This window comes from Fictibacillus halophilus, from assembly GCF_016401385.1.
Taxonomy (GTDB): Bacteria; Bacillota; Bacilli; order Bacillales; family Fictibacillaceae; genus Fictibacillus; species Fictibacillus halophilus.
The window spans coordinates 194,945-212,622 of the sequence record NZ_JAEACF010000002.1; the positions used below are offsets into that span (position 1 = coordinate 194,945).

Sequence of the window (17,678 nt, forward strand, 5' to 3'; positions counted from 1 at the left end):
ATCTCCTGTATATGGAGACTGTCAGAGGGTCAGATTATTTAGTTCTTCTCGTTATAATTTCTTCACTCATCATAGAGTATAAATTTTCTACACCATCATGAGTAGCATCAAAACTAAACGCGTCTTCTTCTTTAATACCGAGATTTTGCGCTTCAGCTATAACGTCAATATTTGCACCCATAAAAATAAATTCCCAATTATATTTCTTTTGCTGATGTTCAATAAGCTTCTTTACTTTTTCGTGTGTAAATTCAGAGCTCGCGTTTTCCATTCCATCTGTCGTAATAACAAAGATCACTTTACCTGGCCTATCGTTTTGTTCAGTGCGTGATAGCCTGTAGCCAACATCCAAAATGGTTTTGCCTACAGCATCCAAAAGCGCTGTAGTTCCACGTACATAATAATCCTCGCTCGTTAACTGGACTTGTTCTGCTGGTACACCGTTCCATAGAATTTCATACTGATCATCAAATAAAACGGTCGTAAGAAGTGTTTTTCCCTTCCGTTCAACTTGCCTCGCAACAAATGAGTTAAATCCTCCAATCGTGTCCTTCTCCAGCCCTGACATCGAACCGCTTCGATCAAGCAAAGATACGATTTCTGTTACATTTTTGTTCACCCTTAACCATCTCCCAACATTTGTCATGCTATAATTATAGCTAGAATGATTCAGCAAATGGTCGCCTGTGAAGCGACATTTTAGGAGGTGGTCGGATATGCTTGATCAAAAGCTTTTGTTAGAATTAGAAAGCTACCTGAATGATTATTTCATAATGGAATTAGAAGTTTGTCATTCTCCCAAAATGATGGAGGAATGTTTAGAAGAAAACAGTCTCCGCTTTGAGTTAGATGCGTTTATTCATCAAAACAAAAAGCCAACTTTACAGGAAAAACTTTTTCAACTGATTGATGAAAAAGGTGTGACCGACGCAGATGTTTATAAGAAAGCCGGTTTAGATCGAAAGCACTTTTCTAAGATTCGCTCTAAATCAGATTACCGACCAAAGAAAAATACGATTCTTGCGCTGGCTCTTGGTTTGGAATTGGACGAAGATGACACAGAAGAGCTTCTGGAAAGTGCAGGATACTCACTATCTTTCAGCGATACAAACGACTTAATCTTTAAGTTTTTTATTAATAAAAAAATCTATGATATAGATGCTGTCAATGAGTACCTGGTGTATTTCAGCTTAAAGCCAATTGGGAGTACCATATAAAAAGACAACTCACTTAAGTGGAAGTTGTCTTTTTTCATAGCCATTATTCAATTGCACCAGATACATCATAGTTAGATATATCTAGTTCTGTAGATTTTCCTAATGCAAGCTTCGCAAGTTCAGCACCTAAGTAAGGTCCACTTGTAAGCCCTGATGCACCAAGGCCGTTCGCGACCAAGATGTTATTAAAATTAGGAAGCGGTCCGATTACTGGTAAAAAACCTGGCGTGAACGGTCGGAAACCTACTCTTGTTTCAAGAAGTGATCCTTCTGACAGGCCAGGTGCGACAGCTAAAGCTTTTGAGAGTATGTCATGAATACCGCCTGCCGTTACCCGGTTATCAAAACCTGCCTCATCTTCGTGTGTAGCTCCTACGACTACACGATCATCAAAAGTGAGAATGTACTGATTTGTAGGCGGCATCACCACTGGCCAATCAGCTGTTTCTGTTTTTGGCAACTCCAAGTGGATAATCTGCGCTTTTTGTGGAGTTACTTTAAAGTTGATCCCGAGTGGCTTTAAAATCTCATTCGACCATGCTCCTGCTGTTATGATGATTTGATCAGCAAGGATTGTTTGGCCGTTAACAGAAACACCAGAAACCTTGTTTCCTTCATGAAAAAGGGCGGCATTACCTTGAAAAATCTGCACTCCATTTTTCTTAGCTCCATTCAACAGAGCGTCACGCATCGCTCTTCCGTTTACACGAGCACCACCACTTACAAAGACCGAACCGAATTCGACTGATAAGGGTGGAAAGCGTTTCTTCGTTTCTTCAGGAGAAAGAATTGTGATCTCCCCGATTTCCGGTGCTTCTTTTCTACGTTTCAAAGCACGTTCTGCCATTTTTTCAAGTTTATCAGGATCTGCATGTAAGCTCAGTGTACCTACACGTTTGTAACCCGTATCGGTTTCACCGTCTTCTTCAAGCATCTTTATGAGTTCAGGATAATACCGCGCTCCGCCTTTTGCTAACTGATACCAGGCTTTGTTACGGCGCTGAGATAGCCACGGACACACGATGCCTGCTGCTGCATCCGTCGCTTGTCCCTTATCTTTTCTATCGATTAATAGAACCTCTACATCAGATTTACTAAGATGATAAGCGGTAGACGCTCCTAAAATTCCAGCTCCGATAACAATTATTTTTTTCATATTTCAACATCCCTACTATCCCGTATATATATGTATCTAACTATAGTATTTTCTTAAACAAAACTCAAAAAACCCTGACTTTTCATCAGGGTTTCATAAGATATGGACTACTTTATATTTTCAGTTCCCAACGTTCTTTCTCCGTTTTCTTTAACTGTTCTTCTACTTCTTGTGGATGAACAGTTCGGAAATGGTGTTCTTCGGCCGGGATGATTTCAATCATTTTCTCAATCATGTCCTCTGGATCATATTGATTCTTCAGCTGCTCTTCTTGCTTCTTCATATCTTCTTTTCTTGTAAAATTCTTTTCAGGATCATACCATTTGTATTTTTCTTCTGCACTTCGATCATTGAAGCCTGTCGCATAAGCACCTGGATTGATCGTTGCCACTTTGACACCGAACTCTTGGAGTTCAGCCTGCATCGTTTGAGCAATTCCTTCAATCGCATGCTTTGTTGCCGTATATGGTCCAACATATGGTGTTGCTGATATACCTGCCATAGAACTCAAAAAGATAATTTTCCCGCTTCGTTTTTCGACGAATTTTTTCGCTGCAAGCTGAACGGATTCTAGCGTAGCAAATACGTTCACCTCAAATAAAGCACGAACACGGTCCATCGGAACTTCAGCTAATGGACCTCCCTCATTAATCGCTGCATTGGCTACAAATATATCAAAGTCATACTTTTCTATCTGTTCTAGATCTCGTTCATTTGTAATATCAAGTTTGAACACCTCTATTTCAAGACCTAGATCCTTTGATTCTTCTAAAAGTGCTGTTTTTTGTGAAGTGGTTTCAGTTGTAGCAATAATTGCATGTCCTTTTTTAGCGAGTCCGATAGCCGTACCTTTTCCTAATCCGCTTCCTGCACCTGTTATAAAAATCGTTTTGCTCATTAAATCTGCCTCCTAGTTGAATGTCTACTCTTATGTCTTCCCACACCTGTTGAAAGTAAACTTTGTTGTGTTCACAAACAAAAAAAGCAGGATCAGCTCCTGCTTTTTCTTATCTTTTATTAAACCCCTGGGAACCATCCTGGTGCGTTCAAGACTGCGTTCCACAACGGATCTGGTACTACAAGTTCATCTTGCTTTGATTTATCAAGTTTCGTTACGATTTCAGACTCTTTGCCTTGTTTAATCTTCTGTACCCAGTCTGGATCAATAATCAGTTCACGCCCTAAAGCAATGAATGGCACTCCTGATTCCAATGCTTTTATCGCATCATCTGCCGTATAGATAGAGCCTACTCCCATAACGGGTACACGGTCGCCCACTCTTTCGTTAATAATCTCAATGCGTGAACGTGTATCTTCAACGCCTCGTCTAGGTTCAGACCAGAAATCCATTACTGAAACATGAAGATAATCTAATTTCTTAGCACTAAGTGCATCAACAAGCGCTAACGTATCAGACATCGTAATTCCTGGTGTTTCAGGTTCTTCTGGTGAGAAGCGGTAGCCTACGATGAATGAGTCATCTGCATATTCAGCTACTGCTTTTTTCACTGAGTCTAAAACCGCTAAAGGAAACGCCATACGTTTTTCTAATGAGCCTCCCCATTGATCTTCACGGCGATTTGCGTGTGGAGAAAAGAACTGCTGAATCAGATAGCCGTTTGCTCCGTGAATCTCAACACCGTCATAACCTGCTTCAATCGCACGTCTTGTTGTTTCACCAAAATCACGAATGATAGAAGATACTTCTTCTGAAGTTAGTTCGCGGGGCACGGGTTTTCCTTCTGCAGAAGGAATATTGCTCGCACTCACAACATCTCCGTTTGGAACAAGCTCAGGCGGCACTTCGCGACCACCATGGAAGATTTGTAGAATTGCTTTTGATCCTTTTGCTTTTATGGCAGACGCTAAGCGGCGAAGACTTGGAATCATGTCATCATTATCTCCAGCGAATTCTCCAGGGAATCCCTTACCGTTAGCCGTCACGTTCGTACAAGCCGTGATAACCATTCCAACACCTTCAGAACGGCGCTCGTAGTAACGAATTTCTTCATCTGTCACAGTACCATCTTCGTTTGATGAAAAATTTGTCATCGGTGCCATGACAACACGGTTCTTAAGTTCAACGCCGTTTTTAAAACGATAAGATTCAAACAATGGTGCATACTTTTTATTCATGTTAGTCTTTCCACCTCTTTATTTTTATTGGGCTGTTTTTTCAAATAGTTTATGCTTTTATCATTATTTCTTAAAACTTCTATGAAAGTTGATTGTAGTGCAAGATGCGAGACTCCTGGGGGATTAGTGGGACAGGTGAGACTCTTAACAGCGCAGAGCGCTAAGAGGCTCACCGCACGCCCCCCGGAAAGCGAGCATTCTGGAACGGAAATCAACTACATACATTACTATCTATGAAATAGCCCTAATTATAACTTTCTTTTTTAAAGTAACTATTATAATAATACCCTCAGTTTCCAAATGCAAAAAATACGCTTGTGGTTTTAAGAATAATTTAAAAAGGGAACAGTATACTTCTAAGAAATATAGACAACTACTTGCACGATTTCCACTACAACACAGGAGGTAAGTCATGAAAAAATCCAGTATAGTCGTCTTTGTCATTATCTTTGCCCTGTTCTATGTTTCCAGTTTTCTATTTCCGGTCGATCGCGAGTGGTATGATGCATTAAATAAACCCTCATGGACTCCATCAGGACAAACAATCGGCATTATATGGGCTGTTTTGTTCTTTTTAATCGCACTATCAGCTACACTTATCTACAATCAATATGGCTTTAAACCAATTGGCTATTGGGTTCTATTTGCCATCAACTATGTTTTCAACCAAGCTTTCGGTTATTTTCAGTTTACACAAAAAGATTTATTCGCAGCGAGCATCGATGCACTATTGATTGCGGTGACCACTTTACTTTTAGTCATCTATGCATATCGTTTAAGAAAAGTTTCAGGATGGCTCCTTATCCCTTATCTTCTCTGGAGTTCATTTGCTACCTACTTATCATGGACGATCTACAGCATGAACGCTTAAACAAAAGTGTAAACAAAAAAGAGCTAACCTTTTTCAGAAGGCTAGCTCTCTTTTATTATGTTCCAGAAATCGCCACGTATTGATTCTGAAGAACAAATCGATTGTTCTTCCATCCTAGCGTGTTCACCACATACCCTAGAGCGTCTGCATTATATAACCCTGCGATCTTTTGATAAGCAGAAAGTTCGTAAACGCCATTATAATCAAAATCGATGGGATATAGACCGCTTAATGGATTCACAAAGCCGGTAATTGGTTTCTTCAGTTTTCCGTTCACATCATATATTTCATTTAAATACGCTTTATCTCGCTTTGATATATCAATGATATACGTCTGCCTATTACGCTTACTTACAACTCGAACTTTGTAGTTATTCTCATAGATCACATCATATTCATAAGCAGCATTGTAAGCATTGAAATTAAACATTTCCTGCGGTGTGTTCCCTAAAAACGAGTACACATAATGATACATGAATCCCCCGCTGCCGCCAGAATTGATGCTGACCAACACATCTGAAACACCGTTACCTGTAAAATCTCCTAAAAACAAAGTGGGATTGTATCCGGCATTGTCAGAAAGAGGTACTCTTGTCTGAGCCCCTGTTCTTCCATTCTTCACATAAAGCGTAATGTTTTCAATAAATGGGCTGTCCTGACTCTTTGTACCTGTTAGATATACATCATCTGGTACACGATCTCCAGTCACATCTCCCTTAGCGAACGCAACAACACTCGGAGTTACTCGATGATTGTAAGGGTTATACATAACATGCTCCTTGTTAGATAGAGTTTACTACCATGTTATGGGCACCTGACGAGAATGACACAATACTTTATTCAACAAAAAAAGCCCCGGGACCTATGGAGATCATTCCACTACTTCACGGAGACTGGTTTATTGCTGATATTGATAAACATCACTTCTAGAATGAAATCCGTCTTTAATAATCGTTTCGTCAATATTCTCTTTATCCACCGCGATTGGAGACAACAAAACAGACGGAACCTCAATTTTACCATTGTTTATCTTTCGTTCTGTTTTTATCGTTTCACCTTTTGCCATCTTCACTGCCAATTCTGCCGCTTTTTCTGATAAAGCCTGAATCGGTTTATACACCGTCATCACTTGCGTTCCTCGTACAATCCGCTGCACCCCAGCAAGCTCCGCATCTTGTCCTGAGACCGGAATTTTCCCAGCGAGACCTTGTGCTTCAAGCGCTTGTATGACACCACCCGCAGTGGCATCGTTTGCTGCAATTACAGCATTGATCTCATTTTTGTTAGCTTTTAGTGCAGACTCCATATTCTTAAAGGCATTAGCAGGCGTCCAGTCTTTAGACCATTGATCGTAAACAACCGTGATAACTCCTTTATCAATTAAAGGCTGCAGAACTCGAAATACGCCTTTTTTGAACAGATGAGCATTGTTATCCGTTTCAGCTCCTCCTATATATACGTACTTTCCATTCGGAACAAGCTTAGTTATCGCTCGGGCTTGTAGCTCGCCTACCTTTTCGTTATCAAATGATACATACATATCAAGGTCAGCATTCTTGACTAGGCGGTCGTATGCCATCACCTTTATCCCTGCTGAGTGTGCTTTCTTGACGATCGTCGCCATAGCTTCAGCGTTATGAGGAACAACAACAAGAAGGTCGACCTCATTATGGATAAGCGTTTCAGCTTGTGCAATCTGCAAAGAATCATCACCGTTAGCAGCGAGAATCTCTACCTCTGCTCCTAGATTCTCTACTGCTTTTTTGAAGAGCTCTTTATCTTTTAGCCACCGTTCTTCCAACAAAGTATCCATGGAAAAACCAATCTTAATCTTTTCCTCGTTTACTGACGCGCTGTCTAGCTTTTCACTTTTAGAAGGAATCGCTTTTCCTAGTGTCTCATTACTCGGACTGTTTTTTTCACACCCTGATGTGACACATATCAAACTTATGATTAACAAAATGAGGCTTACACGATTTATGATTCTTCTCATGAACGATGCTCCTTTACGTGCCTTCATCCTTTTTTTCCAAGAACAGTCCTACGGTATTCTGTAGGTGAAAGCGTAACCATTTTCTTGAACACCTTGCTAAAATAATTGGGTTCGTGATAGCCAACCTCATACGTAATTTCTTTTAAGCTTTTTTCTGGATCTGCCATCAGTTTCTTCGCCTTTTCAATTCGACATTCTGTCAGAAAATCAATATAGTTGATCCCTAGCTTTTCTTTGAACATCTTACTGATATAGATCGGGCTCAAACCTACTTTTCTTCCTAACGTCTCAAGGGAGATGTCTTCATGCGAGTGTTGTACGATATATTGTTTGATCTGATGAATCGTATCGGCTTCAAGCTGTTCATAATGTTCTTCGTATGAAGTCTGCATCTGTTTTAATAGATGTTCTGATTCAGAACGAAGCTGACGGTAATCTTGAGATTGATAGGAAAAGAAAGGCGTTTCAGTCTCCACTCCCATTTCGCTCATCACTCTTGCCGCGACCCAGAGCAATTCGAGAACACGTTGCTGCGTCTGGAGTAAATCTGCCCCTTCATTCTCACATCGTTGAATCAAATCCATTACACTCTTTTGAACTTCATCCCACTTTCCTAACCTGATTTCATCTAAAAACTGTTTTTCACGCTGTTTGGATTGAGGTTTGTTCTCTGTACTCCCAAGCACTGGAACATCATGATAAAACCGATATTTCACAGGCAAGGAGGGATCCATCGTGGCAATAAGAGATTCTTGATAGGACTGCCGAACTTGATCTAAAGAATGACACACATTCCCGATTCCTATAAACCATCCATCGTCAGAACTGACTTTTTTCAAAGAGAGAATATCTTTTGCAAGGGAAATTGCTTGGGAACGGAACGAACATCCTGGTTTACGAAAAACGATTATAGGGAGCTGACGGCCATACCTTGCACCAACCCATCCACTCGCTGACTTTCTGACTTTATCTTTGATCAATGAATAAAGTTTTTCTCCGCTTTGTGGAAGTAGAATACTCATCACAAATGATTCATGAGTTGAAGAAATGTCGAGCATATCAACAAGCATATCCAAATGGACATCATGTACATGATCGAACAACAGCTGAGTAACGACGTCTGTTTCAACAAGCGGTAGCGTTCTTTCTAAAACTTTAAGAGATCTACGCTCTTCTGTTATTTCCTTCAGAACTTTCCCGACCGTCTCTTCAATCTCACTCACTCTGCTTGGCTTCAATAAATAATCCTTCACCCCTAGTTTGATCGCCTGACGAGCATAATCAAACATATCAAAAGCCGTAATCATCACAAACTTAATGAGAGGATTTCTGGATGTAATCTCCTGAATCGCTTGTAGTCCGTTCATTCCAGGCATCTGAATGTCCATCATCACTAAGTCAGGCTTTAATTCGGCAGCTACTTGCACAGCGATCTTTCCATTCTTTGCTTGATGAATCTGAATATCCGGAAATGCCTTCTGCAGAATAACTTGCAGCCCTTCTCGTTCAATCTGCTCGTCATCAACGATCAAGAGTTTGAGCATGCTGTTCAATCCCCCTCGTCTTAGGAATTCTTATTAACACCTTCGTTCCTTCACCCAGTTCACTCTGAATATCCATCAAGTTTTCCATACCATAAAAAAGTCGGAGTCGCTTCAGAACATTCGTAAATCCTATGCCTGTAGAAGTACTGTTTGTCTCAACCAGTTCTCCATCTAAAATCTGTCTTCTAATATTCTCAGAAATGCCAGGGCCATCGTCCTCCACTTCAATCATTACCATGTCATCGTCATCCTTAATTCGCAGCCAGATCTGCCCGCCATCTTCTCTTGGCTCAACCGCATAGATCACCGCGTTTTCAATAATCGGTTGCAGAGTCAGACCAGGTATTTGAACATCTAAACAGGACTGATCAATCTCAAGGTGTAAGGTTAGCCGATCAGTAAACCTTGCTTTTTGAATGTTCATGTATTGCTGAATCACCATCACTTCATCTTGAAGCGTAACGGATTTGTCTAACCACTTTAAGTTGTATCTTAAAAGACCAGCCACACTTACAAGTAAATCACTCGTTTCTTCTGACCCTTCCAAATAAGCCTTTTTCGAGAGCGTATTCAGCGTGTTAAATAAGAAATGTGGATTGATCTGACTTTGCAAATTCTTAAGTTGACTCTCTTGCAACAGAAGCTTGCTTTGCTGCAATTCGTGTTCAAGCTGCGCCTTCTGCTGGATTTCCTGAAACAGATTATTGATGTTAATGCGCATGCGGTTAAAGGTTTGAGCGAGAAATGAGATTTCATCATTGGATTCAACTTTAATCTCTTTATCAAACTTTCCTGCAGACAGCTCGTTCGCCGCAAGTGTCAACTGTTGCACAGGTCTTGTAATACTTAAACTAAACCAATAAGTAATCACTAGTAACATAAGTGTAATCAGAAGCATCAGCCAGATTCCTAGTTTCTTGAATTCAGTAGATTGATCAATAATCCCTCTATAAAAAACGTCGTAAGTCTTCAGCTCTGTATCAATCAACGTAAGTGTCATTTCTGAAATGTATTTTGAAAGACGCGTCGCTTCTGTGAACTCTTTGTTTGAGGTCTCAGTGTCAGATTCCGCATAAAACATGAGTGAACGGTCTGTAGTTTCAATCAAACTGTCAATAAGATTCATATAATTCATGAGTGCAAATTCGTTTTCTGAGTTTCTTAGTTTCGCAATTTCCTCTTTTGCCACGTTAAGTTTATCTTTGCTTTTATCAAGGTTATCCAAATGGTTCTCGGTTGGTTCAAGCAAGTAGTTATTAAGATCTGTCACCACTTGTTGACTCGTGCTCGTCACTTCATTCATGCTTAAATATCGTTGTAAGATGTCATTGTATTGATTTTGGGTTTTTTGATTATAGTATGTAAGCGTTATCCAAATAATGGCCATGATGATCAGAACGACTGAAGCGAGCATCCATATTTTTTTCTGTATTCTGTTCATCTCTCGTCCATCGCCTTTATCATTCGAATTTCACTTAAATAACCATCCGCATTAAGAGGAACGGTTTCGTTATTAAGCCATTGCATCATAACATCTACACTTTTTCTTCCCATCATCGCAGGTGATTGCTCAATCACACCATCCAACTTTTTTTGGTTAAGCAATGTCATCGATTCTGAGCCATCATCAAAAGAATAAATAAAATAGGGCTCTACCTGCCCGCGTCTACCAATCTCCTGAATCATAGCTCCTGCAATATTAGCGTTCACTGCAATAAACCCATTCGCCTCGGGATACTGATTTAAAAGGTCTCTTGTTTTAGCGATAACTTCCTCTCTCGCTTCAGGTGTTTCTGCATAAATCGTTTTTACGTTCGGAAAGCTTTGAAACACCTCTTTAATGCCTGAAAGCCGTTGTTCTTGATAATACTCTTTTTGACTATCACCTAATAAAATAACTTGCCCTTCTTGTCCCATGTCTGACAGCATGAGTTTGGCAATCATTATTCCAGCTAAGTGCTGATTCGAACCAACATATGTTTTTCGGAGGCTCTCTGCTTTAGGCACGTCATTTCCAACCGTAATAATAGGAATGCCATAAAAAGCCGCTTTCACTTTCGTCAATTCTTTAAAACGATCAGTATCGAGACCTTGTACAATAATGCCGTCCACTTTTGATTGAATAGCAATCTCGAGCTTCTTCAAAAAATCATCCTGGTTCTTGCCGTAACTTCCCCATACCTCAAGACTTGCACCGCTTTTTTGAGCTTGTTGTTCCGCACCTTTTCCAACCTTATCCCAAAAAGGTGTATCTAATTCTTGCGTGATAAGAACAATACGAAAACGATTTTCTTTCTGAGAAGCTTCAGCAGGCAGTTTCCAATCAGATCGAAACGCTTTTTGAGCTGTAATAAACGTTAAATAACTTAGGAAGATACATATAAAAATCAGAATGATTAATCCAGCTTTGCGCAAGTGAAGTATCCCCTTTTTTCCGAAAATTTACTAATCTTATTTTATCATAAGAAACTTGATCCAGACGCTCAGCTCTTTACCAATTATAGGTATACGTTGGGTGTTTAAGAGTTAAAAAAGTGAAGGCATCTTTAGCTTGATGTCTCCACTTTTATTGTTTTTTCTTTAGAAGATTGTGAATTGGCTTTTGACTTCCGTTAACATCAAGGAGTTTGGCTATCCTCTCTTTTTACGTGTCATCACATCAAAGAGTACAGCTGCGACTAACACGCCACCTCTAATCATGTACTGCATGGAAACCCCAACGCCAAGAAGGTTCATCCCGCTTGATAAAGAAGCCATAACAATGGCACCGATGATGGCGCCCGTTACTTTTCCAACTCCCCCAGCTGAGGACACACCGCCCACATAGGCTGCAGCGATGGCATCAAGCTCAAAAAGTGTTCCCGCTGTTGTCGTAGCCGATTGAAGACGTGAAGTAAAAAGAATTCCTGATAGAGCAGCAAGCATTCCCATAGAACCAAACACCATGTACGTAATCTTATTTACATTGATTCCACTTAAGTGTGCAGCTTCTGGGTTACTTCCGACCGCGTAAATGTGACGGCCAAGCACCGTTTTCGTCGTTAAGAAATGATACGCTACAACGACAAGAAGCATGATCACAACCGTCCAAGAAAAGCCGTTATAACCTGCTAGAATCCAAGTTACATAGGCAATGATCGCTGAAACAAAAACAAGTTTTATTGTGAAGATCCCTTTTGATACAACATCGAACTGATACTTAATCTTGTTGCGGCGCGTAGAGATCTCGCTATAAATGTAAAATAAGATGGATAGTAAACCTAGGATTAGAGATAAAAGATGCAAACCATTTACGATCATAAGAGAAGGAATAAATCCGTTGCCGATCGCGTTGAACGCATCGTCTTTGATAATAATTGTTCCTGTTTTCTCCGTTACTTGCAATAGCGCACCACGGAAGATCAACATCCCTGCAAGCGTAGCTACGAACGAAGGGATGGCGTATTTGGCGATTAACAAACCGTTAAATAAGCCAATAACGATTCCAAGCACAAGGATCACCGGAATCGTCACATAAACAGGCAAGCCCATCTTTGTTAAAAGTATGGCCGCGATTGCACCAAGAAATCCTGCGGCAAACCCGACAGATAGATCAATATGACGAATAACGATGACGAGTGTCATTCCGACTGCCAGTACAGCGATATAACCCGTAGAATCTAATAGATTACTAATATTTCGAGATGACATGAACAGCCCATCCGTCATGATGGAGAAGGTAAGCATAATCACAAACAGAGCGATATACATCCCATAATCACGGATATTCTCTTTCACTAACGTTCTTGCTTCATTGATAAATTCCATTGTGTTAACCCCCTATTGCGTTGCAAGCTGCATGATGTTTTCTTGATTGGCTTCTTCAATCGGCAGCTCACCCTTCATTCTTCCTTCGGCCATAACATAGATACGATCACTCATTCCAAGTACTTCACCAAGTTCAGAGGAAATCATGATGATACTCATGCCTTCGCTGATTAATTGGTTCATAATCGTATAGATCTCAAACTTAGCACCTACATCGATACCTCGTGTTGGTTCATCCAGAATTAATAGCTTCGGACCAACGAACAGCCACTTTCCGAGCGATACCTTCTGCTGGTTTCCTCCACTCAAGTTACCGACCGTTTGCTCTAGTGAGGAAGCTTTAATATACATCGAGCGTTTATATTCCGTTGCTCTTTTTACCTCTTCATTCTCGTTGATGACTCCCTTATCAGCGACAGCGTTAAGATTGGCAGCCGTTATGTTGTTCTTAATATCTTGAATGAGGAACAGTCCGTCACCTTTTCGGTCTTCTGTTACGTAAGCGATGCCTGACTTAATCGCATCACTCGTATGTTTGAACGTCTTTTCCACTCCTAAGACTTTAAGCTGACCTTCTAATTTGTAATTTTTCGGATTACCAAACACACTCAGTGCAAGCTCGGTCCGTCCAGATCCCATTAGTCCAGCGATCCCGACGATCTCTCCTTTTTTTACATGAAAATCGATATCCTTCAAAACATGTCTAGCAAGCTCAGTACTATACGCATACCAATCATTAAGCTCAAGTATCGTTTCACCGATTTTCTTATCGGGTCTCTTTGGATAAATATCATCAATATCGCGGCCGACCATATTCTTGATGATCATGTTCTCTGAAATTTCTCCGTTGTAACCATCGAGCGTACAGATTGTTTTGCCATCACGCAGCACCGTCGCTTGGTCGGCAATAGAGATGACTTCTTTTAGCTTGTGTGAAATCATGATACTTGTGATGCCCTGTTTCTTTAACTCACCTAGAAGTTTTAACAAATTCTCACTGTCATCCTCATTTAGCGCGGCAGTCGGTTCATCTAAAATAAGCAACTTAACGTCCTTACTTAACGCTTTAGCGATTTCCACCAACTGCTGCTTTCCTACACTCAAGTCCTTTACGAGTGTTTCTGGATTCACGTCAAGCCCCACCCGCTTCAGCATTTTCTTTGCTTCGGCAATCGTCTGATTCCAGTCCACCAAGTTTCCACGTTTGACCTCGTTACCAACAAAAATGTTTTCATAAACCGTGAGATCCGGAAATAAAGCTAGCTCCTGATAGATGATAACGATACCGGTTTGAACACTGTCACTAATCTTATTGAACTGCTGAACACTTCCTTCAAACACGATGTCTCCTTCATACGTTCCATAAGGATAAACACCACTGAGTACTTTCATAAGCGTCGATTTTCCTGCTCCGTTTTCTCCGATCAAGCAGTGTATCTCGCCTTTTCTTACTTTAAAATTTACATTGCTGAGCGCTTTCACTCCGGTAAACGATTTGGAGATCTCGTTCATCTCCAAAATATATCCGCTCATCATGATCCCTCCATTAGCCACCCACTGACTTCATTGTGAAAAATAGTGATAGACGTAGAATCTATCACTATTTTCGTCCTGCTATTTTCTTATTCAAGCCCTGTAAAATCGTCGGCTTTATAATAATCAGAATCGATAAGTTCTTTCTTCACGTTGTCTTTGTTCACAACGATTACATTCGTTTGTTTTGCTTTTACTTCAACGTTTCCATTGTCATAAGAACCCGTTGTTTCTGGCTTCTTCTCATCAAGGATCTCAACTGCCATTCCCATTGCATCCTTAACAAGTGTACGAACATCCTTAAAGACAGTCATCGATTGCTTGCCATCAATGACATATTGAATAGAAGCTTTTTCTGCATCCTGACCTGTTACGAGGTAGCTAGAAACCGCGCTGTCTGATCCAAAAACGTCTGCGATCGAACGAGCTGTTCCATCGTTTGGAGCGAGAATCGCAACATCACCTTTTAAGTCTGCTTTAGCAGCCGTCAAATGTGTTTGCGCTTTGTTCTTCGCTTCGTTTGCATCCCAGTTCGTTGTTACTTGGCCGATGATCTTGCTCAGCTCATCGCGAGAAAGTTCTGCTTTATCTTTTAAAGCTTCAGCTTCACTAGAGTTAGCGATCTTAAATGTACCATCAGCAATCTTAGGTTGAAGCACTTTCCAAGCTCCTTCAAAGAATAAGAAAGCATTATTATCAGAAGCCGCTCCAGCATATAGGTAAAGCGGTGTGTTAGATCCTTTTGCGTTGTCGATCAAGTATTGACCTTGTGCAGCACCTACTGCTAAGCTGTCAAACGTTACATAATAATCAACCGCGTCAGTATTTGTGATCAAACGGTCATACGCGATAACCGTAATGTCATCCTTTTTCGCTGCTTCAACTGCCGCAGCTGCTGCATCTCCATCTTGCGGACAGATAATAAGTACGTCGATTCCTTTGTTGATTAATGTTTCAACGTTTTCTTTTTCCTTTGCAGAAGATCCTTGGCTGAACAGAATCTCTGTCGTGTAATCCGTTCCTTTTAAAGCGTCCTTAAATCTTTGCTCGTCCTGCACCCATCTTGGCTCATCTTTTGTAGGTAAGACGATCCCCACGCTTACCTCGCTATTGCTGTCACTGCAACCAGCTGCAACAAGCATAAGCATGACAACAGCAAGCATCAGTGATAGTAATTTACTTTTCTTCATCATTAGTTCCCCCTTTAAAAGTACTTACAAGCTAATTATAGCTACGAAAAAAGAGGGTTTGAAAGCGCTATCATTAGCACTTTATTAACATCGTCTGTACTTTTTTAACTAAGGGGTATAATTTTTAGCAACAAAGAAGACAACGCCAATAAATCAGCGTTGTCTTCTTCACTATTATTTATTTCGCATTCTCATCCGGCTGATGAATGCCGAAAATATTGCCTTCTGTATCGATGTAGTATCCTTGCCAAGCCATTCCTGGGAGCGCGTACTTCGGCATCGCTACTTTTCCGCCTTGCTCCAAAATCTTTGCTTCTGTTTCATCATAGCTTTCAACACCCATCGTACAAGCATATCCGTTTAATGTTTGATTCGGTTCAGGCGTAGGGCTTTGACGTTGCATGAGTGCCCCGTTGATTCCCATTTCTTTTTCGTCTCCAGTCACTGCACCGTAATAAGGCATTCCGGCGTATTCACTCCAATCTTGGAACGACCAGCCGAACACCTCACCATAAAACTTCATCGCTCGTTCCATATCATCCACATGAATCTCAAAATGCACTAATCTGCCCATGAGTAACCTCCAAATTTTTTAAAATAAAACCACTTATGTCATTCCATGCACTTCGTCAAAATTCCTTTTAACAAAGAAAATAACGTTAACAAAAAAGGCACCTTCAACGTGTTAAACGTTTCAGGTGCCGTCTGTTAAGCAGCTTTTTGAATATTGATTTCTTTACCTTCTTTACGCCATTCTTTGTACTCAGCTGCAGCTGTAAACAGTACATCTGTTGAAGAATTCAATGCTGTTTCGAAAGAATCTTGTAAAACGCCTATGATAAAGCCAACTCCAACTACTTGCATCGCCACATCACCTGGAATTCCAAAAAGACTACACGCCAGAGGAATCAACAACAAGGATCCTCCTGCAACTCCTGAAGCACCACACGCACATACAGCGGATAGAACACTTAGTAGAATTGCTGTTCCAAGATCGACTTGGATGTTAAGCGTATGAACGGCAGCAAGTGTCAAAACAGAGATCGTAACCGCAGCCCCTGCCATATTGATCGTCGCACCTAATGGGATGGATACTGAATAATTATCCTTGTCCAAACCAAGCTTCTCACATAACTTCATGTTTACAGGAATGTTAGAAGCGGAGCTACGTGTGAAGAATGCTGTAATTCCACTTTCTTTCAAGCATTTGAAAACAAGTGGGTACGGATTTTGGCGGATTGCTGTAAACACAATAAGTGGATTCACAACCAACGCAACAAATACCATACAACCAATTAATAGTCCTAACAACTTACCATAACTTAATAATGAATCGATACCGTTCGACGTTATCGATTCAACGACTAGCCCCATGATTCCTAGCGGTGCAAATTTGATGACCCACGTCACTAGTTTAGCTACAGCATCTGAAACGTTTGAGATCATCGTTTTTGTTGTTTCCTGCGCACTTCTTAAAGCAAGACCTAAAAGTACTGCCCATGCCAAGATACCAATATAGTTCGCGTTAACTAAAGCGTTAAATGGATTATCAACAACGTTCATCAATAATGTTTTGAGTACTTCGACGACACCACCTGGAGGGGTAACATCTTCAGCTCCCTTACCAAGGGTCAGACCGACCGGGAAGATAAAGCTAGCAACAACCGCAATCAACCCTGCTAGAAAAGTTCCTAAAAGATATAGAGAAATAATAGCTTTCATGTTTGTCTGATGGCCCGCTTTATGCTGGGCGATCGCTGACATAACTAAGAATAATACTAAAACAGGTGCGATTGCTTTTAGTGCACCTACAAATAACGTTCCAAAAATAACAACAGGTTTTGCTGCTTGCGGAATCGCTAAAGCTAAGATAATACCTACAATTAATCCGATAAAGATCTGTTTAACAAGACTTAGCTGATTCCACTTTTTCATTATACGTCTCATAGATGTCATCACCAATCTAGTTAGAATTGTAAAGCTGTTAATCTGAATAAACCTGTAGTAAGATATGCTTTAACCGATAGGACTATTGAATCACGACAAGTTTCATCCACCTGAAAAAGACAATTGTCTTTCTATTAAGTAGTATTATAGTAAGTATTTCGGCTTAATACAATGTATTTATAAAAGTTGTAATCATTTGAATATTTAGATAACATTAGACGCGTTCTTTTACAGAAATAAAGCCTCAGGATTGAATTCCTAAGGCTTTTATTTCTATTCTTTTT

Annotated in this window: 16 protein-coding genes; 2 read left to right on the forward strand and 14 right to left on the reverse strand. The window is 40.5% G+C overall.

Going from position 1 to position 17,678, the window contains the following annotated elements; translation table 11 throughout:
* Positions 1-34: 34 nt before the first annotated feature.
* Positions 35-619, reverse strand: a complete 585-nt coding sequence (locus I5J82_RS18250; protein ID WP_198769217.1) for a vWA domain-containing protein — start codon at positions 617-619, stop codon at positions 35-37.
* Positions 620-716: 97 nt separating this feature from the next.
* Here I5J82_RS18250 and I5J82_RS18255 point away from each other — a divergent pair, with 97 nt between their 5' ends.
* The gene (locus I5J82_RS18255; protein WP_198769218.1) at positions 717-1,217 is read left to right on the forward strand and encodes a hypothetical protein; all 501 of its coding nucleotides are present in this window, start codon (positions 717-719) and stop codon (positions 1,215-1,217) included.
* Positions 1,218-1,260: 43 nt separating this feature from the next.
* On the opposite strand, the gene I5J82_RS18260 is transcribed toward I5J82_RS18255, so the two are convergent.
* The 3 genes from I5J82_RS18260 to I5J82_RS18270 all read right to left on the reverse strand — a co-directional run bounded on the left by I5J82_RS18260 (position 1,261) and on the right by I5J82_RS18270 (position 4,509).
* A complete protein-coding gene (locus I5J82_RS18260; RefSeq protein WP_198769219.1) occupies positions 1,261-2,373 on the reverse strand; it encodes an NAD(P)/FAD-dependent oxidoreductase in 1,113 nt (370 codons plus the stop codon).
* 112 nt (positions 2,374-2,485) lie between these two features.
* Positions 2,486-3,271: an SDR family oxidoreductase gene (locus I5J82_RS18265; RefSeq protein ID WP_198769220.1), complete on the reverse strand. Its 786-nt coding sequence runs from the start codon at positions 3,269-3,271 to the stop codon at positions 2,486-2,488.
* Between the two features lie 119 nt (positions 3,272-3,390).
* The gene (locus I5J82_RS18270; protein WP_198769221.1) at positions 3,391-4,509 is read right to left on the reverse strand and encodes an NADH-dependent flavin oxidoreductase; all 1,119 of its coding nucleotides are present in this window, start codon (positions 4,507-4,509) and stop codon (positions 3,391-3,393) included.
* 412 nt (positions 4,510-4,921) lie between these two features.
* Here I5J82_RS18270 and I5J82_RS18275 point away from each other — a divergent pair, with 412 nt between their 5' ends.
* Positions 4,922-5,380, forward strand: a complete 459-nt coding sequence (locus I5J82_RS18275) for a TspO/MBR family protein (RefSeq protein ID WP_198769222.1) — start codon at positions 4,922-4,924, stop codon at positions 5,378-5,380.
* Between the two features lie 55 nt (positions 5,381-5,435).
* Here I5J82_RS18275 and I5J82_RS18280 read toward each other — a convergent pair whose 3' ends face one another.
* The 10 genes from I5J82_RS18280 to sstT all read right to left on the reverse strand — a co-directional run bounded on the left by I5J82_RS18280 (position 5,436) and on the right by sstT (position 17,394).
* On the reverse strand, positions 5,436-6,149 hold the full coding sequence (locus tag I5J82_RS18280; RefSeq protein ID WP_198769223.1) for a VCBS repeat-containing protein: 714 nt from the start codon (positions 6,147-6,149) through the stop codon (positions 5,436-5,438).
* A 129-nt stretch (positions 6,150-6,278) separates the two neighbouring features.
* On the reverse strand, positions 6,279-7,373 hold the full coding sequence (gene xylF, locus I5J82_RS18285; RefSeq protein ID WP_198769224.1) for a D-xylose ABC transporter substrate-binding protein: 1,095 nt from the start codon (positions 7,371-7,373) through the stop codon (positions 6,279-6,281).
* Positions 7,374-7,396: 23 nt separating this feature from the next.
* Positions 7,397-8,917 carry a response regulator gene (locus I5J82_RS18290; protein WP_198769225.1) on the reverse strand — a complete coding sequence of 507 codons (1,521 nt, stop codon included), beginning with the start codon at positions 8,915-8,917 and terminating at the stop codon, positions 7,397-7,399.
* Positions 8,895-10,358 (reverse strand): sensor histidine kinase, encoded by a 1,464-nt coding sequence (locus I5J82_RS18295; RefSeq protein WP_198769226.1) that lies wholly within the window; start codon positions 10,356-10,358, stop codon positions 8,895-8,897. Before I5J82_RS18295 ends, I5J82_RS18290 begins: the two co-directional genes overlap by 23 nt.
* Positions 10,355-11,332 (reverse strand): sugar ABC transporter substrate-binding protein, encoded by a 978-nt coding sequence (locus I5J82_RS18300; protein ID WP_198769227.1) that lies wholly within the window; start codon positions 11,330-11,332, stop codon positions 10,355-10,357. The genes I5J82_RS18295 and I5J82_RS18300 overlap by 4 nt, the downstream gene beginning before the upstream one ends.
* Positions 11,333-11,548: 216 nt before the next feature.
* Positions 11,549-12,724, reverse strand: coding sequence for a sugar ABC transporter permease (locus I5J82_RS18305; protein ID WP_198769228.1), 1,176 nt, complete (start codon positions 12,722-12,724; stop codon positions 11,549-11,551).
* Between the two features lie 12 nt (positions 12,725-12,736).
* A complete protein-coding gene (locus I5J82_RS18310) occupies positions 12,737-14,257 on the reverse strand; it encodes a sugar ABC transporter ATP-binding protein (RefSeq protein WP_198769229.1) in 1,521 nt (506 codons plus the stop codon).
* An 89-nt stretch (positions 14,258-14,346) separates the two neighbouring features.
* Positions 14,347-15,450: a sugar ABC transporter substrate-binding protein gene (locus I5J82_RS18315; protein WP_066390871.1), complete on the reverse strand. Its 1,104-nt coding sequence runs from the start codon at positions 15,448-15,450 to the stop codon at positions 14,347-14,349.
* Positions 15,451-15,625: 175 nt separating this feature from the next.
* Positions 15,626-16,021, reverse strand: a complete 396-nt coding sequence (locus I5J82_RS18320) for a VOC family protein (protein ID WP_198769230.1) — start codon at positions 16,019-16,021, stop codon at positions 15,626-15,628.
* Between the two features lie 134 nt (positions 16,022-16,155).
* Entirely contained in the window at positions 16,156-17,394 is a 1,239-nt protein-coding gene (sstT, locus tag I5J82_RS18325) for a serine/threonine transporter SstT (protein ID WP_198769231.1), read from the reverse strand.
* Positions 17,395-17,678: the final 284 nt, after the last annotated feature.